At 73.8% G+C, this 25993-nt stretch carries 22 protein-coding genes; 5 read left to right on the forward strand and 17 right to left on the reverse strand.

What is annotated here, in order from left to right:
* Positions 1-363: 363 nt before the first annotated feature.
* Complete coding sequence (locus tag ACJ6WD_RS00945; protein WP_331249470.1) at positions 364-558, reverse strand: hypothetical protein; 195 nt, start codon at positions 556-558, stop codon at positions 364-366.
* Positions 559-886: 328 nt separating this feature from the next.
* Between ACJ6WD_RS00945 and ACJ6WD_RS00950 the strand changes: the two genes are divergently transcribed.
* On the forward strand, positions 887-1705 hold the full coding sequence (locus ACJ6WD_RS00950; RefSeq protein WP_233656598.1) for an Ig-like domain-containing protein: 819 nt from the start codon (positions 887-889) through the stop codon (positions 1703-1705).
* A 159-nt stretch (positions 1706-1864) separates the two neighbouring features.
* Positions 1865-5179: a bifunctional lysylphosphatidylglycerol synthetase/lysine--tRNA ligase LysX gene (lysX, locus tag ACJ6WD_RS00955; protein WP_233656597.1), complete on the forward strand. Its 3315-nt coding sequence runs from the start codon at positions 1865-1867 to the stop codon at positions 5177-5179.
* Between the two features lie 70 nt (positions 5180-5249).
* On the opposite strand, the gene ACJ6WD_RS00960 is transcribed toward lysX, so the two are convergent.
* From ACJ6WD_RS00960 to ACJ6WD_RS00980, 5 genes are all read right to left on the reverse strand, one after another.
* Positions 5250-6275: a 2-hydroxyacid dehydrogenase gene (locus ACJ6WD_RS00960; protein ID WP_331249469.1), complete on the reverse strand. Its 1026-nt coding sequence runs from the start codon at positions 6273-6275 to the stop codon at positions 5250-5252.
* A 62-nt stretch (positions 6276-6337) separates the two neighbouring features.
* A complete protein-coding gene (locus ACJ6WD_RS00965) occupies positions 6338-6967 on the reverse strand; it encodes a histidine phosphatase family protein (protein ID WP_331249203.1) in 630 nt (209 codons plus the stop codon).
* A complete protein-coding gene (locus ACJ6WD_RS00970) occupies positions 6964-8481 on the reverse strand; it encodes an FGGY-family carbohydrate kinase (RefSeq protein WP_407614936.1) in 1518 nt (505 codons plus the stop codon). The genes ACJ6WD_RS00965 and ACJ6WD_RS00970 overlap by 4 nt, the downstream gene beginning before the upstream one ends.
* A complete protein-coding gene (locus ACJ6WD_RS00975; protein ID WP_233656593.1) occupies positions 8474-10033 on the reverse strand; it encodes an FGGY-family carbohydrate kinase in 1560 nt (519 codons plus the stop codon). Before ACJ6WD_RS00975 ends, ACJ6WD_RS00970 begins: the two co-directional genes overlap by 8 nt.
* The gene (locus ACJ6WD_RS00980; protein WP_016574595.1) at positions 10033-11352 is read right to left on the reverse strand and encodes an MFS transporter; all 1320 of its coding nucleotides are present in this window, start codon (positions 11350-11352) and stop codon (positions 10033-10035) included. Before ACJ6WD_RS00980 ends, ACJ6WD_RS00975 begins: the two co-directional genes overlap by 1 nt.
* 288 nt (positions 11353-11640) lie before the next feature.
* On the opposite strand from ACJ6WD_RS00980, the gene ACJ6WD_RS00985 reads away from it, so the two are divergent.
* Positions 11641-12423, forward strand: coding sequence for a DeoR/GlpR family DNA-binding transcription regulator (locus ACJ6WD_RS00985; protein WP_233656592.1), 783 nt, complete (start codon positions 11641-11643; stop codon positions 12421-12423).
* A gap of 40 nt (positions 12424-12463) precedes the next feature.
* Here the strand turns inward: ACJ6WD_RS00985 and ACJ6WD_RS00990 are convergent, their stop codons facing one another.
* From ACJ6WD_RS00990 to ACJ6WD_RS01020, 7 genes are all read right to left on the reverse strand, one after another.
* Positions 12464-12973, reverse strand: a complete 510-nt coding sequence (locus ACJ6WD_RS00990) for a thioesterase family protein (protein WP_233656591.1) — start codon at positions 12971-12973, stop codon at positions 12464-12466.
* Between the two features lie 42 nt (positions 12974-13015).
* On the reverse strand, positions 13016-13696 hold the full coding sequence (locus ACJ6WD_RS00995; RefSeq protein WP_407614937.1) for an ABC transporter ATP-binding protein: 681 nt from the start codon (positions 13694-13696) through the stop codon (positions 13016-13018).
* Positions 13680-14768: an ABC transporter ATP-binding protein gene (locus tag ACJ6WD_RS01000; RefSeq protein ID WP_407614938.1), complete on the reverse strand. Its 1089-nt coding sequence runs from the start codon at positions 14766-14768 to the stop codon at positions 13680-13682. The genes ACJ6WD_RS00995 and ACJ6WD_RS01000 overlap by 17 nt, the downstream gene beginning before the upstream one ends.
* Positions 14765-15643 carry an ABC transporter permease gene (locus tag ACJ6WD_RS01005; protein ID WP_331249200.1) on the reverse strand — a complete coding sequence of 293 codons (879 nt, stop codon included), beginning with the start codon at positions 15641-15643 and terminating at the stop codon, positions 14765-14767. The genes ACJ6WD_RS01000 and ACJ6WD_RS01005 overlap by 4 nt, the downstream gene beginning before the upstream one ends.
* Positions 15636-16601 carry an ABC transporter permease gene (locus ACJ6WD_RS01010; RefSeq protein ID WP_407615103.1) on the reverse strand — a complete coding sequence of 322 codons (966 nt, stop codon included), beginning with the start codon at positions 16599-16601 and terminating at the stop codon, positions 15636-15638. The genes ACJ6WD_RS01005 and ACJ6WD_RS01010 overlap by 8 nt, the downstream gene beginning before the upstream one ends.
* 29 nt (positions 16602-16630) lie before the next feature.
* Positions 16631-18226 (reverse strand): ABC transporter substrate-binding protein, encoded by a 1596-nt coding sequence (locus tag ACJ6WD_RS01015; protein ID WP_407614939.1) that lies wholly within the window; start codon positions 18224-18226, stop codon positions 16631-16633.
* Positions 18227-18378: 152 nt separating this feature from the next.
* Positions 18379-19605, reverse strand: coding sequence for a S1 family peptidase (locus tag ACJ6WD_RS01020; protein ID WP_267952232.1), 1227 nt, complete (start codon positions 19603-19605; stop codon positions 18379-18381).
* A 136-nt stretch (positions 19606-19741) separates the two neighbouring features.
* Here ACJ6WD_RS01020 and ACJ6WD_RS01025 point away from each other — a divergent pair, with 136 nt between their 5' ends.
* Positions 19742-20275 (forward strand): cell wall hydrolase, encoded by a 534-nt coding sequence (locus ACJ6WD_RS01025; RefSeq protein WP_407614940.1) that lies wholly within the window; start codon positions 19742-19744, stop codon positions 20273-20275.
* Between the two features lie 24 nt (positions 20276-20299).
* Here the strand turns inward: ACJ6WD_RS01025 and ACJ6WD_RS01030 are convergent, their stop codons facing one another.
* Positions 20300-21664, reverse strand: coding sequence for a hypothetical protein (locus ACJ6WD_RS01030; RefSeq protein WP_407614941.1), 1365 nt, complete (start codon positions 21662-21664; stop codon positions 20300-20302).
* A gap of 212 nt (positions 21665-21876) precedes the next feature.
* On the opposite strand from ACJ6WD_RS01030, the gene ACJ6WD_RS01035 reads away from it, so the two are divergent.
* On the forward strand, positions 21877-22485 hold the full coding sequence (locus ACJ6WD_RS01035) for a hypothetical protein (protein ID WP_407614942.1): 609 nt from the start codon (positions 21877-21879) through the stop codon (positions 22483-22485).
* Here ACJ6WD_RS01035 and ACJ6WD_RS01040 read toward each other — a convergent pair.
* The 3 genes from ACJ6WD_RS01040 to ACJ6WD_RS01050 are packed head-to-tail and all read right to left on the reverse strand — an operon-like array spanning position 22482 to position 25800.
* On the reverse strand, positions 22482-23624 hold the full coding sequence (locus tag ACJ6WD_RS01040) for an acyl-CoA dehydrogenase family protein (protein ID WP_407614943.1): 1143 nt from the start codon (positions 23622-23624) through the stop codon (positions 22482-22484). The genes ACJ6WD_RS01035 and ACJ6WD_RS01040 overlap by 4 nt on opposite strands.
* Complete coding sequence (locus ACJ6WD_RS01045; RefSeq protein ID WP_233656581.1) at positions 23621-24805, reverse strand: acyl-CoA dehydrogenase family protein; 1185 nt, start codon at positions 24803-24805, stop codon at positions 23621-23623. Before ACJ6WD_RS01045 ends, ACJ6WD_RS01040 begins: the two co-directional genes overlap by 4 nt.
* On the reverse strand, positions 24802-25800 hold the full coding sequence (locus tag ACJ6WD_RS01050) for an NADPH:quinone oxidoreductase family protein (RefSeq protein ID WP_016579086.1): 999 nt from the start codon (positions 25798-25800) through the stop codon (positions 24802-24804). The genes ACJ6WD_RS01045 and ACJ6WD_RS01050 overlap by 4 nt, the downstream gene beginning before the upstream one ends.
* Between the last annotated feature and the right edge of the window lie 193 nt (positions 25801-25993).

A 25993-nucleotide genomic window follows, 5' to 3' on the forward strand; every position in this document is an offset into this window, starting at 1 on the left:
AGACCGGGGCAGGGTGGCGGGCCGGTGCGGGTGGCGGGGCCGTGCGGGCCGCGGGCGGTTAGCACTCGTCGGGAGTGGGCCTACGTCCAGGTGGCCCGCGTCGAGGGTGGCGGTCTGCGTCGGGGACGGCGGTCTGCGTCGAGGTCGGCGGTATGCGCTGGGGGCGGCGGTATGCGCTGGGGGCGGCGGTATGTGCTGGGGCGGCGGTCTGTGTTGGGGGCGGTCGCGGGGCGAGGGTTGCGGGGGCCGGGTGCCGGTGTGCCCGCTTGCCTCTTCCCTGTTCGGCAACGATTACGGAGAGTTAATCATTCCCGGGATTTTCACTCAGTGTAGCGGGATGTTGACGCGTCGCGGTGGAGTCGGTCACGGGCGGACGCTGCTGACGACCTCGGCGGCGTTGGCGAGGCCGTGGTGGATGTCCGGAGCGAGGCTGCTGCCGGCCAGGTAGAAGCCGAGCAGTCCGCAGACGATGGCATGCGAGAGCTTCAGCTTGCCGCTGCGTAGGAAGATCACGATCAGGACCACCAGCAAGAGGATGACCGAGATGGAGACAGCCATGGACACCACACCTCCTCGACGACCGCCCGAACGGACGGCGAGCGGTGGCCAGTTTGGCGCATTTCGGGGTATGTCCGGTTCGCGACGTGGTGGCCCGAACGGGTGATCACTGCGGGTCACCGAGCGGTCACCCGGGTGGGTGGTCGGGGGGGTCGGGATGCCTCGGTCCCGTCTCCGTTGATGCGGGAGCGGCGTGTGTGACGGCGGTTCCACGGGTCGGTAAAGAAGTGGCATGGATCACCTCACTCCTCGCAACGGAGTGTGGCGATTGGCCGTCTTAGCGGCCGACATTGCCGCCGCCTCCCACACACCGACGGAAAGTCCGCTCATGAGCCTGAGCCCCGCCCGGCCGTTCCGGCCCTCCCGGTCGTTGTGCGTCGCCCTCGCGCTGATGCCGGTGCTCGGCGTCGGCACGCTAGCGGCCTGCGACGCGACCCGGGCCTCGGCGAGTGTGGAGCAGCCGGTGAAGGTGGGGCTCGGTTCGGCCGGCGGGCAACCGACGGTGCAGGCCGGTGACCGGCTGCGGGTGAGTGCGGCCGGCGGGGTGCTGACCGAGGTGACGGTGACCGATCCCCGGGGCCGGCAGCTCGTCGGCGGGTTCAGTGCGGGCGGGACGGTGTGGACGTCGCGGGCGAAGGTCGCGCCGGACACCAAGTACTCGGTGCTCGCCCGGACCAAGAACCAGCAGGGCGCCACCGATGAGGCCAAGGAGTCGCTGACCACCGGGAAGGTGGCCAAGCGGAACCGGCTGACGATCGCCCCGCGGCCGCACGGCGAGGTGGTGGGCGTCCATGATCCGATCACCCTGACCTTCGCCTTTCCGGTGCGGGACCGGGCGGCGGTGGAGCGGCGACTGACCGTGACCACCGACAACCGGACGACGGGTGCGTGGACCTGGAAGTCGGTCCACGGCAAGGACCGGATCAGCTGGCGGCCGGAGCAGGAGTGGAAGCCGGGCACCAAGGTGACCCTCCAGGCCGAGTTGAACGGCGTGGACTCCGGGGGCGGACGCTTCTTCACCAAGGACTACGGGCTGCGGTTCACCGTGGGTCGGGGTACGGCCGTCCGGGCGGACCTCGATTCTGACGCGTATCTCACGCCCGGACTCGGACTTACGCCGGCGTTATGGCAAGGTCCAGGTGGGTGACTCCGTGACGGGTCACCGAACCCTCCCTGTGAGGGACAGACAACAGAGGGGGCGGGCCGGAGCCTCGATGGTCGGCCGGTCGCAGCGGCAGTGGGCCGGAGGCGGAGCACGCGCCTCGTGTCGGACTGCCGACCCCTTTTCAGAGCCTAATGTGACGGAATGAGCACCGTGCAGGACCAGGATCAACTCACGGGGTGGCTGCGCTTCCGGCGCCGCGTCCCCAATGGCTTCGCCATCATCTTCAGCTTGCTGGGGCTCTTCTGTGCCCTGACGGCGCTGATCGGGCCCCTTCGGCGCACGCTCCACTCGGTGATCTACTGGCTGGACACGCTCACGATCCCGGTGGCGCCGAACTTCGCCTACGCCGCGTTCCTCTTCCTCCTGGCCGCGGCGATGACCGCGCGCAAACGGGTGGCGCTGTGGTTCGTGGCCGCGTACATGGTGCTGAACGTCCTCGCCGACGCGCTGTTCCTGGCGGCCGGGTTCTGGGAGTTCGGCTTCTCGCTGGCGCTGTGCGCCGGGGCGCTGGTGCTGCTGCTCGTCTCGCACCGGGAGTTCTACGCGATCACTCGGCGCGGTGCGTTCCTGCGGGCCGCGCTGGTGCTGGCCGGCGGTCTCGTGGCCGCGGTGCTGGTCGGCTGGGGCGTGGTGTCGTTGGCACCGGGTTCGTTGGAGGCCGGTGGCGGCAATCGCCTGCTGTGGGCGGCCAACCGCGTCTGTGGTGGGCTGGTCGGCGGCCGGATCGTGGAGGGTCACCCACCGCACTGGATCGGCACGCTGCTCGGGCTGCTGGGCGCGCTGGCGCTGCTCAACGCCGCCGCCGCGCTGTTCCGTTCGCAGCGGATGGAAGCGGCGCTGCACGGTGACGAGGAGGACCGGATCCGGGCGTTGCTGTCGAAGTACGGCAGCCAGGATTCGCTGGGTTACTTCGCCACCCGTCGGGACAAGGCGGTGGTCTTCTCCCCCAGTGGCAAGGCCGCGGTGACGTACCGCGTGGAGGCCGGTGTCTGTCTGGCCAGTGGTGACCCGGTCGGTGACCGGGAGGCGTGGGCGCCGGCGATCGACGCGTGGCTGGAGGTCGCGGGTCGGTACGGCTGGCAGCCGGCGGTCATGGGAGCGAGCGAGGACGGTGCCAAGGCGTTCGCGCGGTCCGGGCTGGGTGCGTTGCAGCTCGGTGACGAGGCGATCCTGCACGTTTCGGAGTTCGATCTGGACGGCCGGGACATGCGGGGCACCCGTCAGGCGGTCAACCGGGTCGAGCGGACCGGGGCGACGTTCCGGGTGCGGCGGCACGCGGAGTTGACCGATGCGGAGATGCAGGAGGTCATCCACCGGGCGGACGCGTGGCGGGACACCGAGACCGAGCGTGGCTTCTCGATGGCGCTGGACCGGCTCGGGGACGGGCAGGACGGCGAGTGCCTGTTGGCCGAGGCGTTCGACGGCGACGGGAACATGATCGCGCTGTTGTCGTTCGTGCCGTGGGGCAAGGACGGCATCTCGCTGGACGTGATGCGGCGCGACCGCAGTGCGCCGAACGGCGTGATGGAGTTCATGGTCGCGCAGCTGTGCGCGCAGGCCGGGGCGCTGGGGGTGCGGCGGATCTCGTTGAACTTCGCGGTGTTCCGGTCGGCCTTCGAGGAGGGCGCGCGGATCGGTGCGGGTCCGGTGTTGAAGGTGTGGCGGCGGTTGCTGCTGTTCTTCTCCCGCTGGTGGCAGTTGGAGGCGCTGTACCGGTCGAACTCGAAGTACCACCCGGAGTGGTACCCGCGGTTCCTGTGCTACGCGGATGCCGGTGCGCTGGCGCGGATCGGCATGGCGTCGGGCATCGCCGAGGGTTTCGTGGCGGTGCCGAGCCTGGGCAAGCTGTGGGGCAAGGGCCACAAGAAGCGGGTGTTGGCGCCGGCGAGCACCGCGGGGCTGCCGTCGTTGGACGAGTTGGGTCTGGTGCAGGCCGCGCCGGCGACCGAGGAGGAGCGGCGGGAGCGGGAGTTGGCCGCGCTGCCGGAGCAGGTGCGGGTGCGGCACCAGAAGCTGGAGCGGCTGCGCCAGGAGGGTACCGACCCGTACCCGGTCGGGGTGCAGCGGACGCACACGCTCGGTCAGGTGCGTGAGGAGTACCGGGCGCTGGCGGCTGGTGAGCGCACCGGCAAGACGGTGACGGTCGCCGGGCGGGTGCTGCTGGTCCGGGATCACGGTGGTGTGCTGTTCGCGGAGTTGCGGGACTGGTCGGGCGATCTGCAGATCGCGTTGACCCGGGACGCGGCCGGTGAGCTGTTGGACCGCTTCGGTGCGGACGTGGACCTCGGTGACCACGTGGAGGCCGAGGGTGAGGTCGGCACCAGTGACCGCGGTGAGTTGACGGTGTTCGTGACGCGGTGGCGGCTGACCGCGAAGTGTCTGCGTCCGTTGCCGGACAAGCGGCGCGGGCTGTCCGACCCGGAGGCGCGGGTGCGGCAGCGGTACGTGGACCTGGTCGTGTCGCCGGATGCGCGGGAGACGGTGCGGGCGCGGAGCACGGCGGTGCAGGCGTTGCGGCAGGGGCTGATCGACCGGGGTTACCTGGAGGTCGAGACGCCGATGTTGCAGCAGATCCACGGTGGGGCGAACGCCCGTCCGTTCCACACCCACATCAACGCCTACGACCTGGACCTGTACCTGCGGATCGCGCCGGAGCTGTACCTCAAGCGGCTCTGTGTGGGTGGCATGGAGAAGGTCTTCGAGATGGGGCGGACGTTCCGCAACGAGGGCATCTCGTACAAGCACAATCCCGAGTTCACGATGTTGGAGGCGTACCAGGCGTTCGCCGACTACGACGTGATGCTGAACCTCACCCGGGAGCTGATCCAGGGTGCGGCGGTGGCCGCGTTCGGCAGTGCGACGGCGCGCAAGGCGGACAAGGACGGGCGGCTGGTCGAGCACGACATCTCGGGGATCTGGCCGGTGAAGACGGTGTACGGGGCGATCTCCGAGGCGCTGGGCGAGGAGGTCGACGCGGACACCGATCCCGCGGTGCTGCGGCGGTTGTGTCAGGCCGCGTCGGTGCCGGTGAAGCCGGAGATGGGTCGCGGCGACGTCGTGTTGGAGATGTACGAGCGGTTGGTGGAGGAGAAGACGACGCTGCCGACGTTCTACAAGGACTTCCCCACCGACGTTTCGCCGTTGACGCGTCAGCACCGGGTCGATCCGCGGCTGGCGGAGCGCTGGGACCTGGTGGCGTTCGGCACCGAACTGGGCACGGCCTATTCGGAGTTGACGGATCCGGTCGAGCAGCGGCGGCGGCTCACGGCGCAGTCGCTGCTGGCGGCCGGTGGTGACCCGGAGGCAATGGAGCTGGACGAGGACTTCCTCCAGGCACTGGAGTACGCGATGCCGCCGACCGGTGGTCTGGGCATCGGCGTGGACCGGCTGGTGATGTTCCTGACGGGTCTGTCGATCCGGGAGACGCTGCCGTTCCCGTTGGTGCGGCGGCGCTGAGCGGCGCATCCGGAAGCGTGACGACGGGACGGCCCGCCTTTCGAGGCGGGCCGTCCTGTCGTTGTGCGGGTCAGGCGTTGGCCTGGTGGTGGAGGGGTTCGCCGCGGAGGTAGCGGCCGACGTCGCCGGCGACGATCGCGGCGGCCTTGTGGGCGACCTGTTGGCTGCCGCCGGCGATGTGCGGGGTGAGGACGACGCGGGGGGCGGTCAGGAGGCGGGAGTGGGCGGGGACGGGTTCTTCGGGGAAGACGTCGAAGCCGGCGCCGGCGAGTTGCCCGGATTCCAGGGCGTCGCAGACCGCGTCGTAGTCGAGGAGGGCGCCGCGGGCGCAGTTGATCAGGACCGAGCCGTGGGGCATGGCGGCGAGTTGGGCGGGTCCGATCATGCCGGTGGTCTCGGGGGTGACGCGGGCGTGCAGGGAGACGATGCGGGAGCGGGTGAGGAGCACGTCGAGGGGGACCTGTTCGGCGAGGCCGGCGAGGGCTTCGGGGCGGACGTAGGGGTCGTGGACGAGGACGTGGGCGCCCATGGCGTGCAGGACCTTGGCGACGCGGCTGCCGATGGCTCCGAAGCCGATGAGGCCGATGGTGGTGCCGTCGATCTCGATGCCGCAGGTGTCGTAGTCGTAGTAGTCGCCGCGCCAGATGCCGCGGCGGAGGTCGGTGTGGGTGTCGCCGACGCCGCGGGCGGCGGCCAGCAGCAGGGTGAGGGTGTGTTCGGCGGTGGCGGTGGCGTTGCGGCCGGGGGCGTTGCAGACGGCGACGCCGTGGCGGGTGGCGGCGGCGAGGTTGGCGTTGACGGGGCCGCCGCGGCTGGTGCAGAAGAGCTTGAGGTCGGGGCAGTTGGCGAGGATGCGTTCGGTGAGCGGGCCGTGTTCGGTGACGCAGATCTCGATGCCTTGGAGCGCCTCGATCATGTCGTCTTCGGTGCCGGATGCCTCGGTGACCTCGGCGACCGGGCCGAAGGGGGTGTGTGGCCAGCCGAATTGGATCTCGCGTATGTCCAGTGGGGTGTCCCCGGCCGCGGCGCGTACGGCGGCGCTGAAGAGGCCGGGGCGGATGAAGTGGTTGCCGGCGGCGAGGACGGTGGTGGTCATGCGGGGTCTTCTCCTGGGTGGGGTGGTGCGGGGTGGGGTGGTGCGGGGTGGGGTGGTGCGGGTCAGGGCAGGGCGGCGGGGGTTTCGGTGTGGGTGGGGGCGTTGAGGCGGAGGAGGGCGGTGTGGGTGCCGTCGAGGCGGATCTCGGTGAGGGCGCCGTTGTGGAGTTCGGGGAAGGTGCGGCGGTATGCGGCGAGGGGGATGCCGAGGAGGTGGCAGAGCAGGACGCGGATGAGGGTGGAGTGGGCGACGACGAGGATGCGGCCGTGGGGTTGGTCGCGGGCGATGTCGGTGAGGCAGGCGGCGGCGCGTTCCGCGGCGTGGCGGGGGTGTTCGCCGCCGGGGAGGTGGTGCTCGGCGGGGTCGGCGAGGAAGTCGGCGACGCCGCGCGGGAAGCGTTGGCGCATTTCGTCGCGGGTGAGGCCCTCGCCCTGGCCGAAGTCGAGTTCGTAGAGGCGTTCGTCGACGTGCGGGGTGAGGCCGCAGGCGTCGGCGGCGGGGGCGGCGGTGAGGCGGGCGCGGGTCAGGGGGGAGGTCCAGATGGCGGTGAGGTCGGCGGTGGTGGCCCAGTGGGCGAGGGTGCGGGCCTGTTCGCGGCCGCGGTCGGTGAGGGGGACGTCGGAGCGGCCGGCGTAGCGGTTCTCCGCGTGCCAGACGGTCTCGCCGTGGCGGACGAGGAGGAAGTCGGTCACTGGGCGGCCCTCCTGAGGGCGTGGTCGGCGACGGCGGGGGCGAGCCAGCCGCGGCGGGTGAGTTCGTCGACGAAGCGGTGGTAGACGGGGAGGTAGCGGGGGGTGCGGTCGGGGGCGGGGCGGATCTCGGTGCCGGGGCGGACCATGGCGGTGGCGGCTTCGGTGAGGGTGGCGCCGCTGGAGGTGGCGGCGAGGACGGCCATGCCGAGGCCGCCTTCGGCGTGTTCGGGGACGTGGACGGTGCGGCCGAGGACTTCGGCGCGCAGGCGGCACCAGTAGGTGTTGCGGGCGGCGCCGCCGGTGTAGGTGAGGGGGCCGTCGGTGGGGGCGCCGAGGAGGTCGAGGTAGTCGAAGCAGAGGCGTTCGAGGCAGGCGACGCCGAGGAGGTAGGAGTGGAAGGCGGTGGCGCGGGTGGGGACGTCGCCGAGGATGAAGGGTTCGGCTTCGGGGGCGTGGAAGGGGAAGCGTTCGCCGCCGGTGGAGACGAGGGGGTAGGCGACGGCGTCGGGGTCGAGGGCTGCGGCCTGGTCGGTGAGGACGTCGAGGTTCTCGCCGTGGAAGTACTGGGAGATGACGCCGGCGCCGCTGCTGGAGGCGCCGCCGGGCAGCCAGGTGTCGCCGGGGCCGCGGTGGCAGTAGACGACGCCGGCGGGGTCGCGGATGAGGTGGTCGCTGCTGCCTTTGAGGACGAGGGTGGTGCCGAGGACGGCGTTCCAGGCGCCGGGGGTGAGGGCGCCGGCGCCGATCTGGGCGGCGCAGCCGTCGGTCATGCCGGCGACGATGGTGGTGCCGGCGGGGATGCCGGTGGCGTCGGCGGCGGCCGGGCAGACGGTGCCGAGGACGGTGCCGGGGCGGGCGACGTCGGGCAGCAGGTCGGTGGGGATGCCGAGGTGGTCGGTGACGTCGTGCGGCCAGCGTTCGTCGATGAGGTGGTAGCCGGTTTTGAGGGCGTGGCTGGTGTCGCTGGGGAGTTGGTGGCCGGCGAGTTTCCAGGTGATGAGGTCGACTTGGTGCAGGAGGCGGGAGCCGGTGCGCAGGGTGGGGTCGTCGTCGAGGAGCCAGCGGAGTTTGGGCAGGGCCCAGGAGGGCGGCATGGTGCGGTAGCCGAGTTCCTGCCAGACGGGTGCGCCGGCGGCGTTGACGGCTTCGGCCTGTTCGGTGGCGCGGCCGTCGTCGTACATGAGGCCGGGGGTGCGGGGGGTGCCGTGGGGGTCGGTGAGGAGGAGGGTGCCGGAGGTGCCGTCGATCGCCAGTCCTCGGATGCGGCGGGTGTCGAGTCCGGTGAGGGCTTCGCGGCAGGCCTCGGCGAGCGCGGTCCACCACTGGTGGGGGTCTTGTTCGTGGCGGTTGCCGGTGCGCTTGCCGGTGAGGGGGCGGGCGGCGGTGGCGAGGAGGGTGCCGGTGCCGTCGACGGCGAGGCAGCGGGCGCTTTGGGTGCCGAGGTCGAGGCCGAGCCAGATGCCGTCGGGGCCGGGGTGGTGGCCGGTGGGTCCGGGGGCGTGCGGGTCAGACACGGATGCCTCCTGGGGCGGGTTGCTCGGCGGGGTGGTGGGTGGGGTCGGTGCGGCGGGTGGTGGTTTCCGGGCGCCAGGTGGCGGTGGTGCGCCAGCCGGCGGTGCGGGCGAGGCCGCGCCAGGCGAGGAAGTCCTCGTGGAGGGCGGCGTAGAACGCGGTGCGCTCGGGGTCGGGTTGCCAGCGGCGTTGCACGTGGACGTAGGTGTCGGCGGCGCGGTGCATGCTGCTGACGGCGCCGGTGCGGACCAGGCCGGTGAGGAAGGCGCCCTTCGCGCCGATCTCGGTGTCGCCGGAGCGGGCGGTGGGCACGCCGGTGGCGTCGGCGATCAGGGCGCACCAGGCGTCGCTGTTGGCGCCGCCGCCGCACAGGCGCAGTTCGGTGACGTCGGTGCGGGCGGCGGTCAGGCAGTCGCGCAGGACGAGGGAGAGTCCGTCGAAGACGGCGCGGGCGAGGTCGGCGGGGGTGTGGTCGAGGGTCAGGCCCCAGAAGGAGCCGCGGGCGGTGGGGTCGAGGAACGGGGCGCGTTCGCCGGCGGGTGAGAGGTAGGGCAGGAACATCAGGCCGCGGGCGCCGGGTTCGGCTTCGAAGGCGAGGCGGGAGAGTTCGGGTGGTCCGGGCAGGTGGAGGAGGCGGGCGGCCCAGCCGAGGACTTCGGCGCCGTTGAGGGTGGGGAAGGCGCGGAGGACGCGTTCGCGGCCGCGGTAGGCGATGGTGACGCCGGAGGGTTCGCCGGTGGTGTCGATGCCGGTGCGGACGATTTCGGTGCACAGGGTGGTGCCGAGGATGCTGCATGCCTGGCCGGGGTTGACGACGCCGACGCCGCGGGCGGTGGCGGCGATGTCGTAGGGGGCCATGACGACGGGGAGGCCGGTGGGGAGGCCGAGTTGGTCGGCGGCGGTGGTGGTCAGTTCGGCGGTCCGTTGGTCCTCGGCGAGGACGGTGGGCAGGAGGCGGGCGTGGTCGGTGAGGCCGAAGAGGTCGAGGATGGCGGGGTCGTAGGCGCCGGTGGCGTGGTCGAGGAAGGGGGCGGAGGCGTCGGATTCGTCGGTGGCGCGGATGCCGGTGAGGCGGAGGAAGAGCCAGCCGGCGGCGGTGAGCGAGGTGGTGGAGCGGGCCAGTCGGTCCGGGTCGTGGGCGGCGAGCCAGGCGAAGAGGGCGTTGGGCATGCCGGCGCAGGTCAGGGAGCCGTTGCGGCGGAAGGCGGCTTCGAGGAGGCCGTCGTGCTGCCAGGTGGTGAGGAGGTCGCCGGCTCGGCCGTCGGACCAGAGGATGGCGGGGCCGGTGGGGCGGTCGTGGTCGTCGACGAGCCAGGCGCCGTCGCCCTGGGCGGTGAAGGCGATCAGCCGGACCGGGTCGGTGAGGTCGGTGAGGACGTCGCGGACGGTGTGGACGACGGCCCGCCAGACGGCGTCCATGTCCTGTTCGGCCCAGCCGGGGTGGGGGCGCAGGACGTCGGTGGCGATGCGGGAGACGGCGGTCTCGTGGCCCTGGTCGTCGAAGACGACGGACTTGATGACGGTGGTGCCGGCGTCGATGGTGAGGACGGACATCAGCTCAGTCCCTTCGCGCCGGGGCGTTCGGTGGTGTGCGCGGCGGCGGTGCGGACGGTGGCTGCCGGTTCCGGTGGGTCCGGCAGTTTCAGCAGGAGGGTGAGGGCGCAGCTCACCGCGTACATCCCCGCGAAGATCCAGACCACCCCTTCGACGCCGAGCGGCCCGACGAAGGCGGCGACGACGGCGGGTCCGACGAAGGTGCTGGCGCCGGCGCCGAGGTTGAGCGCCGCCAGTGCCTGTCCCTTGTGCCGCGGTTCCAAGGAGGGCATCAACGCTGATATCGGTACGTATCCCGCCAGGGTAGCGCCGTAGAACGCGGCGACCAGGAGGGCTAGCGGGAAGTTGGGGCCGGCGGCGGTGGGGACGTAGAACAGCGTCAGGGTGCTCAGGGTGCAGCCGGCGCCGCCGCACCAGGCGATGGTGCGGCGCCAGCCGATGCGGTCGCCGACCACGCCGAACAGCAGGTTGGCGAAGATGTTGGTGGCGAACATCGCGCTGAGCAGGTGCAGCCATTGGGTGAGGGTGAAGCCCACGGTCTTGGTGAAGTGCACCGGCAGGACGACGAAGAAGCCGAACTGCGAGGCGGTGTTGATGACCCGGACGAGGGAGCCGGCGCCGACCCGGGGGTTGCGCCACAGGACGGTGACGCTGCCGACGAGGGTGGCCAGTGGCCCCTCCCCCGCGCCGCGGGGGCGGGGCGCGCCGTGTGCGTCGCGGACGAGTAGCAGTGCGGTCAGTCCGCCGGCGACGACCAGTGCCAGGGCGGCCCAGAGCGTGGCGTAGGCGCCGATGTGCGGGATCAGGCCGCTGGCCACGAGGGAGCCGAGGGTGGGGAGTCCGCCGGTGAAGGCGAACCAGAACCAGCCCATGGCGGTGCCGAGGCGGGCCCGGGGTGCCACGCCGGCGATCCAGACGAGGAAGCCGTAGGCGAAGAGCGGGTAGCCCAGGCCGCGCAGGCCGTAGCCGAGGAGCATCAGGGGGTAGTTGGTGAGCGGGAGCGCGGCGGTGAGGAAGAGGAGTTGGAAGGCGGCCCAGACGGCCAGGCCGGTCGCCATCACGCGGCGCGGGCCCCACAGGTCGGAGAGGACTCCGGAGAGCCAGGCGGCGATGGCCGCGGCGATGCCGTAGACGGTGAAGAGCAGGGCGACCCGGGACTCGGGGATGCCGCGGTCGATGAGGTACGGCGAGAGGTATCCGGATTCGACGCCGTCGCCGATCATGAAGAGGAGCAGTCCGAGGTATCCCCAGGCGAGGGTCGGCGGGATGCCGAGGCGGGCCGGGAGCGCGCGGGGCGCGGGCAGCGGAGGGTTCGTCATCGAAGCTCCCCTTGTGTGCGGCGGGACGGATGCGGGTGGTCCGGGCCGGCGGGAGGGGCGGCGGGAGCCTCGGTGGCCGGTGGACGACGCGGTGATGCAACCGCTCGCGCGAAAGGGCCGTCAAGGGCGGCCGGAATGTTCCCATCGCGGCGGGGAGCTGCCGTGAGGCATCGGGACGGAACCGCGTCCGGCGGGCACCTGCACCCGGTGGCCCGCGTTACCTTCGTGTGAACATCACGCGGCGCCTTCACGTGGGTGACCGCGGCGCGAACCGGAGGGAACGGGGCGATGGACCGGGTCGAGGCTCAGGAGGAACGGCGGCGCCGGATCCGGGAGACGGTGGTCGCGCGGGGGTTCGTGCGGACCTCGGAGCTGGCCGCGGAGTTCGGGATCAGCCTGATGACCGCTCACCGGGACCTGGACGCGCTGCAGGCGCAGGGCTGGTTGCGGAAGGTGCGGGGCGGGGCGACGGGGCTGCCGTCGGCGCATTTCCACGGCACGGTCGCGGAGCGGATGGCGACGATGGCGGCGACCAAGCAGGCGTTGGCGCGGGCCGCGGCGGCGTTGCTGACGCCGGGGCAGACGGTGCTGTTGGACGACAGCACCACCTGTCTGATGCTGGCGCACCAGGCGCCCGGGCACGCGCCGCTGACGGTGCTCACCAATTCGCTGCCGGCGATCACCACGCTGGCCAAGGAGCCGGGGATCTCGCTGATCACGCTGGGCGGGGCGTACTTCCCGGCGTACGACGCGTTCATGGGGCTGCACACCGCGGACGCGGTGCGGGCCTATCGGGCGGACGTGCTGTTCCTGTCGACGACGGCCGTGGCCAAGGGCCGCTGCTACCACACCTCGCCGGAGACGGTGCAGGTCAAGCGGGCGATGATGGAGAGCGCGGCGCGGCGGGTGCTGCTCGTCGACCACACCAAGTTCGCCAAGGACGGGCTGTACGCGCTGGCGCCGCTGACCGACTTCGATCTGTTGATCACCGACGACGGGCTGCCGGCGGAGCAGGTCCGGGCGGTACGGGCGGCCGGCACGGAGGTGACGGTGGTGCCGCAGCGGTCGTGAGGGGCGGACCGTGCGGTGGGGCAGGGGGCGGGGGGCGCGCCTACGGCTGGTCGAGGCCCAGGAGCGCGGGGTCGGTGGCGAGTTCGCCGAGGGCGGTGCGCGGGTCCTGCACGAGGCGGCGTTCGGTGAGGTCCAGGATTCCGCAGACCGCGCGGATCTCGGCGGCGAGGGTGCCGTCGTCGGTCCGGTGGACGGACTGCTCGATCACGAAGGTCTTCCGCTCGCCCCACACGAACCGGCAGCTGACCTCGACCTCGTCGCCGGCGTGGAGCTCCCGCAGGTAGCGGATGGTGGTTTCGACGGTGACCGGGCCGATGCCGCGGGCCACCAGTGCGCGCTGCGGGATGCCGCTGGCCTGGAGGAGGGACCAGCGGGCGTGCTCGGCGTACTGGAGGTAGACGCTCTGGTTGAGGTGGCCCTGGGTGTCGGTCTCGTAGCCCCGGACGGTGATCGGCACGGTGAAGGGCGCAGCCGTGTCCGCCTCGGCCGTCACATGCGTCGCTTCGGTCACGATCGCTCCTGTCTCACCAATGATCACTTCCGGCACCATGGTGCTCGTCCGTCACACGCCGGACCATCGTAGGGGGAACGCTCAGCCCGCGCCCGGCATTCCGGCGGTCGCTTCCAGCTCCGCCCAGGTGACGGTGCGGTCGCACCAGCGTTCCAGGAGCGTGCGGTCGTGGCCGACGGCGAGCAGTCCGGCGCCGCTCTCCCGCCGGTAGGACTCGACGACGGCGACGAGGGCGGCGGTGGTGGAGGCGTCCAGCATCGCGGTCATCTCGTCGCAGATCAGCCAGCGCGGGCGGAGCACCAGGGCGCGGGCCAGGCAGGCGCGTTGCAGCTGGCCGTCGCTGACCTCGTGCGGGCGCCGGGTGAGCAGTTCCGCACCGAGGCCGACGAGCGGCCCCAACTCCCTTAGCCGGTCGGCCACTTCGACCTTCCGTCCGGTGGCGCGCAGTGGCTCGGCGATCACGTCGGCGAGCCGTAGTCGGGGGTCGGCGGACAGTCGGGGCTGTTGGAAGAGGACGCCGAAGGCGGTGCGCTGCGTGCGGGGGGCGCGGTGGCGCCAGCCGCGGGCGGGCGCGCCGTCCAGGACGACGGTGCCGGCGTCGGGGCGGTGCAGCAGGGCGGCGACCCGGGCCAGGGTCGACTTGCCGCAGCCGCTCGGGCCGAGCAGGCCGACCGCTTCGCCCGGGGCGACGGCCAGCGACACGCCGCGCACGACGGGGGCGCGGCGGTCGTATCCGGCGGTGATGTCACGCAGTTCGAGCACGGTCGGTCTCCGTCTTCGGCGGGCCCGGGTGGTGGCAGGCGACGCCGTCGCGTGGTGCGGGGAGCGTCGCGCAGCGCGCGGTGGCGCGGTCGCAGCGGGCGGCGAAGGCGCAGCCGTCGGGGAGGGCGCCGAGTTCGGGCGGCATCCCGGGGATGGGGGTGAAGGCCCGCTCGGGCAGGGCGTCCAACAGGCCGCGGGCGTAGGGGTGGCGGGGGCCGGGGGTGCCGAAGAACCGTGGGGCGTCGGCGAGTTCGACGATCCGGCCGGCGTACATCACGGCGACCCGGTCGGCGATCCGCTGGGCCGCCGTCAGGTCGTGGGTGATCATCAGCAGGGCGCGGCCGGTGCCGTTCGCGGCGGTGGGGGACGGTGCGGCGGCGAGGTGCCGGCGCAGTTCGTCGACGGTGCGGTCGACCAGGTCGCGGTCGAGGCCGGTGGTCGGTTCGTCGGCGAGCAGCAGCGGGGCGTCGCCGGCCAGGGCGAGGGCGGTGGCGGCGCGCTGGGCCAGGCCGCCGGAGAGTTGGTGCGGGTGGCGGTCGAGGTGGCCGGTGGGGAAGGCGGCGCGTTCGGCGATCCGCTCGGCGGCCGACCGCAGCGCGGGTCCGCGCGGGGTGTCGGTCAACTCCCGTACGGTCTCTTCCAGTTGGGCGCGGACGGTGCGGACGGGGGTGAGGTGGGCGGCCGGGCTCTGCGGGATCAGTCCGATGCGGCGGCCGCGCACGGAGCGGGCCAGTTCGGCCTCGCCGGCGGCGAGCAGGTCGGTGGTGCCGCGGGCGTCGGTGAGCAGCGCGGTGCCGGTGGCCTCGGCGTTGCCGGGCAGCAGGCCGAGCAGCGCCGAGGCGAGCACGGACTTGCCGCAGCCGCTCTCGCCGACGAGGACCAGGCATTCGCCCGGTGCCAGGTCGAAGGCGGCGTCGGTGACGGCGGCGACGGACCGGCCGCCGGGCATCCGGAAGCGGACGGTCAGGTCGCGGACCGCGAGCAGGGGACGGTCGGCGGGGGCGCCGGCCGGTCCGGGGCTCCGGTCGGGTGTCGGGCGGGCGGCGTCCGCCGCGGTCCCGTGGGCGGTCACAGCATCAGCTCCGATCGGCGGCGCGGGTTGAGCCGCTCCCGCCAGGCGCCGGCCAGGCCGGCGACGGCGAGGGTGGGCACGACGAGGAACAGGCCGGGGAAGAGGGTGGGCCACCAGTCGCCGGCCAGCAGGGAGCCGCGGGCGGCGTTGGCCATGATGCCCAGGCTCGCCTCGTGGGCGGGCAGCCCCAGGCCGAGGAAGGAGAGCGCGGACTCGTGCCAGATGGCGTGCGGCACCATCAGCACGGCGGCGAGTGCGGCCTGCGGCAGCACGGCCGGCAGCAGGTGACGGATCGTCACCCGCCAGCGGGAGGCGCCGCCGGTGAGGGCCGCGTCGAGGTGGGGTCGGGAGCGCAGCGAGAGCACCTCGGCGCGGACGATCCGGGCGGTGGACAGCCAGTGCGTCAGCGCCACCGAGACGATCACCGGCCAGACGCCGGGCCGGAACATGGCGACGATGAAGATGCCCAGCAGCAGGTGCGGCACGGAGGAGAAGAGGTCGACCAGGCGCATCACGGTGCGGTCGGCCCAGCCGCCGAGCGCGCCGGCCAGGGCGCCGACGGCGGTGCCGATGACCGTGGCGACCACGGCGGCGACCACCCCGACCAGCAGCGAGACGCGCAGTCCGTAGACGCAGCGGAGCAGCAGGTCGCGGCCGACCTCGTCGGTGCCGAACGGGTGGGCGACGGAGGGCGGTTGGAGCTTGGCGGCGAGGTCCACGGCCTGCCGGTCCAGGGGGAACAGCAGCGGGACGAGGACGACGGCGAGGACGACGGCGGCGAGGATGCCGGCGCAGATCCGTAGGCGCAGGGCGCGCCGGGAGCCGGTGCCGCGCCGGCTCTGCGGTGGCGCGGCGGACGTGCTGGCGCTAGCCATCGAACCCCACCCTCGGGTCGGCCAACCCGTAGAGCAGGTCGGACAGCAGGTTGCCGGCCAGGACGGCGGCGGTGGCGAGCGCCGTGAGCGCGGCCAGCAGCGGGAAGTCCACGCTGGTGGCGGCCTGGACGGTGGCGGCGGCGATGCCGGGCCAGCTGAAGACGGTCTCCACCAGGAGGGCGCCGGTGATGAGTTCGGGCACGCGGGAGCCGATCAGGGTGAGCACGGGCAGCAGGCCGGAGCGCAGCGCGTGCTGGCGCAGCACGGTGCGTTCGCGCAGGCCGCGGGCGCGGGCGCCGCGCACGGGGTCCTCCGCCAGCGCGTCGGCGACGCCCTGGCGGACGTAGAGCACGAACCACGGGAGTTGGGAGACGGCGAGCACCAGCACCGGCAGCACGAGGTGGCGGGCGGCCTGGCCGGCGGTGACGAGGTCGCTGCCGGTGTCGGTGAGGCCGCCGGCGGGCAGCACGCCGAGTTTGAGGGCGCCCAGCCAGACGGCGAGCAGACCGAGCCAGTAGGGCGGGGCGGCTTCCAGCACGTAGGCGGTGGTGGTGACGGCGCGGTCGAGGGCGCCGCCGCGGCGCCGGGCGGCCAGGACGCCGAGGACGGTGCCGGCGGCCACGGCGAGGGCGAAGGCCAGTGCGCACAGCAGCACCGACCAGCCGAGGCGTTCGCCGATGACCTGGGAGACCGGGGCGCGCAGGCTCGCGGAGTCGCCGAGGTCGCCGGTGAGGGCACCGGTCAGCCAGTCCCACCAGCGGGTGAGCAGCGGCTGGTCGACGCCCAGGTTGTGGCGGAGCTGGTCGAGGTTCTCCTGGGAGGCGGTGAGGCCGGCGGTGCCGGCGTAGGCGCGCACCGGGTCGAACGGCGAGGCGGCGGCGATCGCGAACACCCCGAGGGTGACGGCGAGCAGGACCGGCACGGCGGTCAGCGCCCGCCGTGCCGTCATCCGCGCCATCGGCCCCCAGGGCAGCGAGGTCGGCGCGGTCACTTCGTGGGCTGCCAGTCCTCGACGTTCCACCAGGGGCCGGAGGCCAGGCCGTGGTCGTGCGGTTCGACCTGGGTGGTCAGGCCCTGCCAGCGGTCGTCGATCACGTAGAGGTGGTCGACGTGGGTGAGGAAGACGTAGGCGGGGTCCTTGACCAGTTCGCGCTGGACGGCGTCGTAGGCGTTCTTGCGGGCCTGGTGGTCGTCGGTGCGGCGGGCGGTGACGAGGTGCTCGTCGACGGTGTCGTTGGCGTACCGGGACATGTTGTTGAAGCCGTCGCCGGCGAGCGAGGAGTGCAGCAGCAGGTACTGGTCGAAGTCGGGGTCGGCGGGGCTGCCGCCGCCGGCGAGGACCGCGTCCTGCTTCATGTGGGGTTCGATCGCCTCCCAGGTGCCGGACTCGACCTTGGCCTCGATGCCGGCCTTCTTGGCGTCGGAGGCGAAGGCCAGGGCGTGCTCCTGGCGGAGCTTGTCGCCGGAGAGGTACCAGAGGGTGAAGGAGGCGCGCCGGCCGTCCTTGGCGCGGACGCCGTCGGGGCCCTTCTTCCAGCCGGCCTCGTCGAGGATCTGCTGGGCCTTGGCCAGGTCGTGCGGGCGCTCGGTGCCCTTGGCGAACCAGGGGCTGTCGGTCGGCACCGGTCCGTAGGCGGGCTTGCCGGCGCCGCTGAGGATGCCCTTGACCATGGCCTGGCGGTCGACGGCGAGGTCCAGCGCCCGACGGACGGCGCGGTCGCCGGTGACCGGGTTGGCGCTGGGCAGGGTGACGTTGCGGTAGTCGAAGGTCTTGGCGGCGACGGTCTTGCGGCCCTGGTCGGCCTTGAAGGTGGCGGCGAGTTCCGGCGGCAGGATGGCGCCGTCGAGGTCGCCGGAGCGCAGCCGGGTGGCGCGGATGTCGTCGTCCTTGATGATCGCCATGGTGAAGTGCTTGACCTTCGGCGCGCCGCCCCAGTAGTGCGGGTTGGCGGTGAAGGTGAGCTTCTCGCCCTTGGACCACTTGGTGAGGACGTAGGGGCCGGTGCCGACCGGGTGGGTGGTGAAGGACCCGGTGTTGACGTCCTGCTTGCCCGCGAGGTGCTGGGGGGCGATGGGCAGGACGGTGCGCTCGGCGAACGGCGCGTACGGGTACTTCAGGTGGAAGACGACGGTCCGGTCGTCCTTCTTCTCGACCTTGTCGAGGGCGTCCAGTTCGGCCTTGGAGGCGTTGTTGGTCTTCTCGTCCAGGATGGTCGCGTAGGTGAAGACCACGTCGTCGGCGGTGAAGGGCTTGCCGTCGCTGAACTTCACGCCCGGGCGGAGGGTGAAGGTGTAGGTCGTGCCGCCGTCGGTGACCTTGGGGAGGGCGGCGGCCAGTGCGGGCTTCAGGCGCATCTCGGCGTCGTGGGTGAGCAGCCCGTCGAAGATCTTGGAGTTGCCGTCCTTGCCGTAGCCCAGGAGGGGGCTGAGCGTCTCGGGCTCGTAGGCGATGCCGACGACCGCGGTGTCGGTGGGCTTGCCGCCGCCCCGGCCCTCGTTCGGCGCGGCGCAGGCCGCCGCGGTGAGCGCCATCGTGGCCGCCAGCGCGGTGGCGGCCACGCGCCGTATGGACCGGGACGTCATTGCCCACACCCCTTTTGAAGATCGACTGTTGTTGCGAATGGCTCGCAATTATGCGGTTGCCATTAAACAGTACGTAAAGGTGTGGTCATGAACCGGTCCCGGGTGCCCCCGATCCGCTGGGGCCGCGGTGGCTCCCGGGACCGGGCCGCGGCTCACGGGGTGCCGGTCACCAGCTTCAGGTCCCACTTCCGCAGCGGCTCGTCGATCGGCTGGAAGATGGTGACGGTGTCCCCGCCGACGTCACAGGTCGCGGCGCCGCCGCCGGAGTGCACGCCGACGGCCTTGGGGGCGCCGGGCTGGGTGACGTACGAACCGCCCGAATCCCCCGCCGCGGAGCAGGCGTTGGTGAAGGACAGGCCGGAGATGACGGTGTTGCCGTAGTCCACGGTCTGGTCGGTGCGGGTCACCTCTCCGCAGCGCCAGCCGCTGGTCTGGCCCGAGTGGCAGATCGACATCCCGACGATCGCCTCCTGGGAGCCGGTGACGGTCACCGGGCTGCCGCCCTGACCGGCCACCGACGGGCTCAGCTTCCACCCCTGCTGGTCGACCGTCACCAGGCCGAAGTCGCCCCCGTAGCCGTTGACGCTGTGCGACCCGCCCTGGTTGGAGGTGCCCAGCCGGCTGTTGTCCTTGCCGTACGCGGGCTGGTTGGCCTTCAAGGTGCAGTGACCGGCCGTCACGAAGCCGCGGAGCCCGCTGGGACCGGTCACCGAGAACCCGATCGAGCAGATGCCGTCGGTGCCCGGCATCCAGCGCTCGCCGCCGACGACCGTGCCGCTCTGCTGGCGCGGCGCCTGGTCGCTGCGCTCGACGGAGACCGGCACCCGCGAACGGACCGCGAGCTGGCGGACCGTGGTCTCGAAACCGGCGGTGCGGTTGGTGCGCGCCGCGCGGTCGACCCGCACCACCACCCCGTTGGCGCGCTCGTCGATGCCCCAGCCGGTGACGCCGGGCACCCCGTGCCCGGCCCGTTCGGCGATCTGCTGCACCATGCCGCGCAGCGTCGCCCGGCTGTGCCGGACGGTCTTGGGCACCGCGCCGGCGGACCGCACCCGACGGGCGTCGGCGGCGTCGGTCACCGCGACGACCAGCCGGCCGAGCGACGTGTCGAACCACATCCCGGCGGGCGGCGCGGCCAGCACCCGGCGCACCGCGAGCGCGGTGTGCTGGGCCTCGGCCTCCTGCGCGAGCCGGGTGCGGGCCTGGACCGGCGAGAGGCCGAGGTCCCGGCGCATCGCGTCGAGCATGCCCCGCTGGGAGGGCTGGGGGCTGGGGTCGGGCTGCGGCACGGCCCGCGCCGGACCGTTCGGGGCGACGGCCGCCAGCACGGCGGCCGCGGCCGCGCTCCACAGCGCGGCTTTGGGAATGCGGCGTTCCATCGGGGTCTCCTCGCGGTGTCGAGTACACGTCGGGCCCGGCGGATCCGGACGTGGGCGTGTGCATGGACCAGCCCTAGTCGAGACTCCTCGACACCGCGCCGGGCAGCACCGGGAAGAGCGCCGGCATCATGGCCCGGTGGCCTCTCCCGATCGCCCCCAAGTCCCCACCGCTCACGGCTCGGTCGCCTTCGAGGGGCTGCCCCGGGCGCTGCGCAACGTCGCCTACTCGGCCGCCCGCCATCCGGGAGCCGGGACACCTGAATGCCCGTCACACCCGGCCGGACCACCGGCGGCCGGCCCGGCACCGCCCCCGGACCTCACCGGGGGCGCCGACTGCCAGCGCTACGCCTACGCCGTGCTGGGCCACTTCGGACTGCGGGTGCCGCCGCCGCGGTCGGCCGAACTCTGGGCGGACCGCGCCGCGACCCGGCCCGCCGCCCCGCCGGGCCCGCTGGACCCGGTGCTCTTCGACGCCGGCCCGGTCCCCGCACGGCCCGCCGGGTACGGCGCGCACGTCGGCGTCCACCTGGGCCCGGACCGGGTGCTGCACCTGTGCCGGGAGGCGGGCCGCCCGGTGGTGTGGACCTGCGCCGACTTCGCGGTGCGGCCGCGGTACGCCCGCTTGCTGGGCGCCAAGCGGGTGGTGGCGGGCGACGGCCGGACCCGGTAGCCGGCGCCGGGCGGCCCGCCGCGGTCAGAAGTCGCCGCCGCCGAAGCCCCCGTCACCGCCACCGCCGAAGCCACCGCCGCCGAAGCCGCCGTCGCCGCCGAAGCCACCGCCGAAGTCACCCGGGTCGAAGTCGGCACCCGTGACGTCGCCGCCCTCCGCGCCCTGGTAGCCGCCGAAGTCGGCGCCGTAGGCGGGGCCGGCCGCCATCAGGTGGCCGAGGGTGGTGCCGACCAGGAGGCCGGGGAGCAGTCCGCCGCCGAAGTAGCCGCCGGCCCAGGGGGCGTAGGCGGGCCCCGCGTCCCAGTAGGGGCGGTCGCCCTGCGGGGTGCGGACGGTGCGGGCCAGCGGCTCGCGGCCGTCCTCCAGCCGGCTCCGGTCCGCGGCGCAGACCGGGACGGTGCGCTCCGCGCCTCCGGGCGGGGCCCAGGTCGCGTCCACCACCGACGGGCCGTGCCGGGGGTCGAAGAAGCAGGGCAGCCGCCGCTCCGGCAGCGGCTGACCGGTGCGGCGCGCGGCCAGCGTGGCGAGCGCGAAGCGGCCCTCCTCCAGCTCCTTGGTGACCGCCTGCACGTCGCCGGGGTGCTCGGCCGCGGCCATCGCCGACTTGGCGTCCTCGTAGGCGTCCAGGGCGCGGGCGTAGTCGGCGCGCATCGCGTCGTCGGCGCCGGACTCGCCCGGGTCGAAGTCCAGCCGGTCCAGTTCCTCGCCGAACGCGGTGATGTCCTCGTCGACGACGATCCGCAGGTCTTCGAGGGCGGCGCGCTCCTCCTCGGCCCGCTTGCGGCGGTTGCGGCGGGCGATGGCGTAGGCGCCGCCGCCCCCGACGACGATCAGTGCGCCGAGACCGATGGCGGTGCCGGTGTCGAAGCCGCCGGCGGCGCCGCCCCAGGAGGCCGGGGCGTGCCCGTGGGCCTCGGTGACCGCGGTGTCGACGAAGCTGTTGACGCGCTCGGAGACGGTCGGGTAGGCGGAGCGGTTGACGGCGCCGACGAGGTTCTGGACGGCGGTGCGCGGCATCACCCGGGGGTCGGCGCCGGCGTTGAAGCCGTCGCCGAGCTCGACGGCGTAGACACCGGCGATGCCGACCTTGGTCCGCAGGTCCCGCAGCAGCGTGGCCGGCTGGTAGTCGGAGGTCCGGGGCAGGACGGCGACGAAGACCGGCTTGCCGGAGTCCTTGATCTTCTTGGTGAGGGCATCCGCCTGGCTGGCCGAAAACTGACCTGAGGCGCGGGGGTCGACGTAGACCGGGCCCCTGCGCAGCGCCGCGGCCGCCTCGTCCAGGCCACCCGCGGCATGCGCGCCGGGCGCAGCCACCGTGACCATCGCGAGGAGGGCCGCCAGCAGCAGGAGCACCGGTCCGATCAGCACACGGCGGGTTGCGGTCTTCATGGCTCCGACGCTACCCGAACCGCACTTTCCAGACACCCTCGCGCTTTACTCATCCTTTACCCATGGGTCGCTTGCGGCGCGCAGTATCCCTCCCGTTCCGGGGTCTGTCGCGCCGGAGCTGCCCAGGCAGGTGGTCACCGGGCGCGGGTTTTTGATGATCAAGGTCGCGGGGCAGGTTCCGGCCGTCCCTCCCCCGAGCAAAGGAGGACACGATGGGCAGGGTCGCCGAGACGGCCAACACCCTCGCCGTCGCGGTCGCCGCCACCGCGGTCGGCTGCACGCTGGTCCTCGAACTGGCCCCCTCGCACCGCGGCTCCGAACGGGCCGCGGCCCCCGCCGCGGCGCCGGCCGTCGCCGCCGGCCCGGTCGCCGCCGGCCGCTCCGCCGTCACCCGCGACGGGCCGGCCGGCGCGGATCCGGCACTCCGGGCGGCGCCCGCCGCGCGGGAACCGGCCACGGTCCGCCCCGCCGGGTCCCGGCCGGCCGGGACGATCCAGGTCACGGCCCCCGCCGGCCCCGTGAACCTGCGGGCCAACGGCAGCTTCCCGGTCGCCTGGACCAACTCCACCGGCGCCGAGGTGGACGTCTGGCTGAGCGCGACCGCCGGCCGCGGCCGGATACAGCGACTGGCGTTGGTCTCCCCGCGGGCCGGCGCGGCGAGTGCCGGCGAGGCCCTGGTGACGCTGCCCGCGGTGCCGCCCGGCCGGGCCTACGCGCTGGAGGTCGCCGCCGGCAACGGCACCGCCCACGCCTTCAGCCGCCCGTTCGCCGTCACCGACGAAGACCGCCGGGGCGCACCGGCCGCCGGGCCGCCGGGCTAGGGCGCGGCCAGGTCGACCAGGCCGGCCAGCGCCTCCCGGTGGCGGCCCGGCGCACCGAGGGCGAGTTCGTCGCCCTTGGCGCGCTTGAGGAACAGGTGCGCCGGGTGCTCCCAGGTCATCCCGATGCCGCCGTGCAGTTGGACGCACTCCTCGGCGGTGCGCACCGCGACCGGCGCGCAGTACGCCTGTGCCACCGCGACCGCCACCGGAGCGTCGGGGCGGTCGGCGGCCAGCGCGTCGGCGGCGTTGCGGGCCGCCGCCCGGGCCGAGACGACGTCCAGCCAGAGCGCGGCCATCCGGTGCTTGAGCGCCTGGAACGAGCCGACCGGGCGGCCGAATTGGGTGCGCTCGCCGGTGTACCGCACGGTCTCCTCCAGGCACCACTCGGCGAGGCCGAGCTGTTCCGAGGCGAGCAGCCCGGCGCCGGTGCGCAACGCCCGGTCCACGGCGGCCCGGGCCCGCGCCCCGTGGGCCAGCGGGCGGCCCGGGGCCCCGTCGAGCACCACGTGGGCCAGCGGGCGGGTCAGGTCGAGCGGGGTGAGCGGCTCGGTGCGCACGCCGTCCGCCGCGGCGTCCACCGCGTACAGCGCCGGCCCGTCCGGGCCCTCGGCCGGGACGAGCAGCAACCCCGCGCCGGCGGCGTCGGCGACCGAGGTGATCCGCCCGGTGAGCGCGCCGGCGGCGTCCGCCCGCACGGTGGCCGTGCCCGGCCCGCCGGGGGCGGTCGGCAGCGGGACGGCGAGCACCCCGACGGTGCGGCCCGCGGCGAGTTCGGCCAGCGGGCCGGCGACCTCGGCCCGGTCGGTGTCGCAGCCGAGGAGCGCGGTGACCGCGAGCACCGCACTGCTCAGGTAGGGCACCGGGGCGACCGCCCGGCCCAACTCCTCCAGGACGACGGCGGCCTCGCGGGCACCGGCGCCCTGCCCGCCGAGCTCCTCGGGGACCAGCAGCCCGGCGGCGCCGATCTCGGCGGTCAGGGCCCGCCACAGCTCCGGGTCGTACGGGCGGCCGGTCTCCAGGTCGGCGAGGACGGCGGCCGGAGCGCAGCGGTCGGTGAGCAGCGCCCGGACGGCGGTGCGCAGCGCGTCCTCCTCGGCGGAGTACAGCAGGTCGGGTGCGGTCTCGTCGGTGCCGGTCATCGGGGGAGGTCCTTCCACGCGACGTCCTTGTCGGTGCGCGGCTCGGGCGGCAGGCCCAGGACGCGCTCGGCCACGATGTTGAGCAGCACTTCGGAGGTGCCGCCCTCGATGGAGTTCCCCTTGGCGCGCAGGTAGCGGTAGCCGGCCACCCGGCCGGTGAAGTCGACGCCCTCGGGACGGCGCAGCGTCCAGTCGTCGTAGGTGAGGCCGTCCTCGCCGCGGAACTCCACCTCCCAGCCGCTGATCTGCTGGGCGAGCCGGGCGAAGGCCAGTTTCATGCCGCTGCCTTCGGGGCCCGGCTGGCCCTGGGTCAGTTGTTGGCGCAGCCGTTCGCCGGTGAGGCGGGCGACCTCGGCGTCGACCCAGAGCTTCAGCAGCCGCTGGTGCAGGTCGTGGGTGCGCAGTTCGGGGTGGGCGCGCCAGGCTGCCGCGGCGACCCCGACCATCCCGCCCTCGCGCGGGGTGCGGGCGCCGCCGATGGCGACCCGCTCGTTCATCAGCGTGGTCTGGGCGACCCGCCACCCGTCGCCGACCTCGCCGAGGCGGTGCGCGTCGGGGATCCTGACGCCGGTGAGGAAGACCTCGTTGAACTCCGCCTCGCCGGTGATCTGGCGCAGCGGCCGCACCTCGACACCGGGGTCGGTCATGTCGCACACGAAGTACGTCATGCCGCGGTGCTTGGGGACCGTCGGATCGGTGCGGGCGACCAGGATCGCCCAGCGCGCCAGGTGGGCGCTGGAGGTCCACACCTTCTGGCCGTCGACCACCCAGTCCCCGCCGTCGTCCCGGACCGCGCGGGTGGCCAGTCCGGCCAGGTCGGAGCCGGCACCGGGCTCGCTGAAGAGCTGGCACCACACCTCCTCGCCGGTCCACAACGGCCGCAGGAAGCGCCGGCGCTGCTCCTCGGTGCCGTAGCGCAGGACGGTCGGCGCGGCCATCCCCAGGCCGATGCCGATCCGGCCGGGGTCGTTGTCCGGGGCGCCGGCGGCGGTCAGTTCGGCGTCGACGACGGCCTGGAGGGCGCGCGGCGCACCGAGCCCGCCGAGCCCTTCGGGGAAGTGCACCCAGGCCAGCCCGGCGTCGAAGCGGGCGCGCAGGAACTCCAGCCGGTCGGTGGTGGCGACGGGGTGCGCGGCGAGCAGGGCGGCGGTGCGCCGGCGCAGGTCGGCGGCGTCGGTCATCGGCCCTCCTCCGCGCCGGGGAGCACCACCAGGCGGCCGACGGAGTCCCCGTCGGCGACCCGCTGGACGGCGTCGGCGGCGGCCGACAACGGGACCCGCCCGCCGATCAGCGGCTCGATGGCGCCCCGGGCGGCGAGCTTGGTCAGTTCCTCGTGGCAGGCGTCGACGGCGGCCGGGTCCTTGGTGTTGTACAGGCCCCAGTGGAGTCCGAGGACGGCGTAGTTCTTGACCAGGGCGTGGTTGAGGGCCGGCGCGGGGATGGTGCCGCCGGCGAAGCCGACGACGACGATCCGGCCCTCGAAGGCGATGCACTTGGTGGACTTGGCGTAGGCGTCGCCGCCCACCGGGTCGTAGACCACGTCCGCGCCCCGCCCGCCGGTGGCCTCCTTGACCGCGGCGACGAGGTCGTCGGCGTGCCGGTCGAGGACCAGGTCGCAGCCGAGCGCACGGGCGGTGCGGGCCTTCTCGGGGCCGCCCACGACGCCGATGACCCGGGCGCCGGCGGCCCGTCCCAGTTGGACGGCGGCACTGCCGACGCCACCGGCCGCGGCGTGCACCAGCAGCGTCTCGCCCGCCTGGAGGCGGGCCCGGCGGTGCAGTCCGAACCAGCCGGTCTGGTAGCCGATGTGCAGCGCGGCGGCGCCCGCGTCGTCCAGGGCGTCGGGCGCCGGGCGGACCGTCGCCGCGTCGGCGACCGCGAGTTCGGCGAAGCCGCCGCCGGGCAGCGCGGGCTGGGCCAGCACCCGCGCGCCGACCTCGGCGCCGGCCCCTTCGCCGACCGCCAGCACCTCGCCGCAGATCTCCACGCCGGGGGTGAACGGGAGCGGCGGCCGGACCTGGTACTGGCCCCGGCACAGCAGCGCGTCGGGGAAGTTGACGTTGGCGGCCCGCACCCGCAGCAGCACCTGGCCGGGGCCGGGTTGCGGGTCGGCGACGTCCTCCAGCCGCATCACCGCTCGCGGCTCCCCGTTCGCGTGCACGCGCCATGCCTTCACCTGATGCCTCCACAGACCTCGGACGTACGGCTGGTGCGGGACCGGAACCGGCCCCCGCCACGGGGCATACTAAGCGGTCGGTATCTCCGAAGGAACAGTTCCGGCCGGGCCCGTCGCGGCCCTCCCGGCCACCGGACGACCGCCCTCGCCCGGCCGCCAGCCTGGCCATGACAGGGACAGGCAACCCGGCCGC

The organism is Streptomyces sp. VTCC 41912, from assembly GCF_045799175.1.
GTDB lineage: Bacteria > Actinomycetota > Actinomycetes > Streptomycetales > Streptomycetaceae > Streptomyces > Streptomyces albulus_C.

What these genes read in the sequence shown, in the direction of transcription:
- ACJ6WD_RS01015 (WP_407614939.1), bottom strand. Translation starts at nt 18,226, where the DNA reads ATGACGTCCCGGTCCATACGGCGCGTGGCCGCCACCGCGCTGGCGGCC.
- ACJ6WD_RS00990 (WP_233656591.1), bottom strand. Translation starts at nt 12,973, where the DNA reads ATGGTGCCGGAAGTGATCATTGGTGAGACAGGAGCGATCGTGACCGAA.
- ACJ6WD_RS00985 (WP_233656592.1), top strand. Translation starts at nt 11,641, where the DNA reads ATGGACCGGGTCGAGGCTCAGGAGGAACGGCGGCGCCGGATCCGGGAG.
- ACJ6WD_RS01020 (WP_267952232.1), bottom strand. Translation starts at nt 19,605, where the DNA reads ATGGAACGCCGCATTCCCAAAGCCGCGCTGTGGAGCGCGGCCGCGGCC.
- ACJ6WD_RS00980 (WP_016574595.1), bottom strand. Translation starts at nt 11,352, where the DNA reads ATGACGAACCCTCCGCTGCCCGCGCCCCGCGCGCTCCCGGCCCGCCTC.
- ACJ6WD_RS00960 (WP_331249469.1), bottom strand. Translation starts at nt 6,275, where the DNA reads ATGACCACCACCGTCCTCGCCGCCGGCAACCACTTCATCCGCCCCGGC.
- ACJ6WD_RS00945 (WP_331249470.1), bottom strand. Translation starts at nt 558, where the DNA reads ATGGCTGTCTCCATCTCGGTCATCCTCTTGCTGGTGGTCCTGATCGTG.
- ACJ6WD_RS01005 (WP_331249200.1), bottom strand. Translation starts at nt 15,643, where the DNA reads ATGGCTAGCGCCAGCACGTCCGCCGCGCCACCGCAGAGCCGGCGCGGC.
- ACJ6WD_RS01045 (WP_233656581.1), bottom strand. Translation starts at nt 24,805, where the DNA reads ATGACCGACGCCGCCGACCTGCGCCGGCGCACCGCCGCCCTGCTCGCC.
- ACJ6WD_RS00975 (WP_233656593.1), bottom strand. Translation starts at nt 10,033, where the DNA reads ATGTCCGTCCTCACCATCGACGCCGGCACCACCGTCATCAAGTCCGTC.
- ACJ6WD_RS01030 (WP_407614941.1), bottom strand. Translation starts at nt 21,664, where the DNA reads ATGAAGACCGCAACCCGCCGTGTGCTGATCGGACCGGTGCTCCTGCTG.
- ACJ6WD_RS01035 (WP_407614942.1), top strand. Translation starts at nt 21,877, where the DNA reads ATGGGCAGGGTCGCCGAGACGGCCAACACCCTCGCCGTCGCGGTCGCC.
- lysX (WP_233656597.1), top strand. Translation starts at nt 1,865, where the DNA reads ATGAGCACCGTGCAGGACCAGGATCAACTCACGGGGTGGCTGCGCTTC.
- ACJ6WD_RS00950 (WP_233656598.1), top strand. Translation starts at nt 887, where the DNA reads ATGAGCCTGAGCCCCGCCCGGCCGTTCCGGCCCTCCCGGTCGTTGTGC.
- ACJ6WD_RS01040 (WP_407614943.1), bottom strand. Translation starts at nt 23,624, where the DNA reads ATGACCGGCACCGACGAGACCGCACCCGACCTGCTGTACTCCGCCGAG.
- ACJ6WD_RS01010 (WP_407615103.1), bottom strand. Translation starts at nt 16,601, where the DNA reads ATGGCGCGGATGACGGCACGGCGGGCGCTGACCGCCGTGCCGGTCCTG.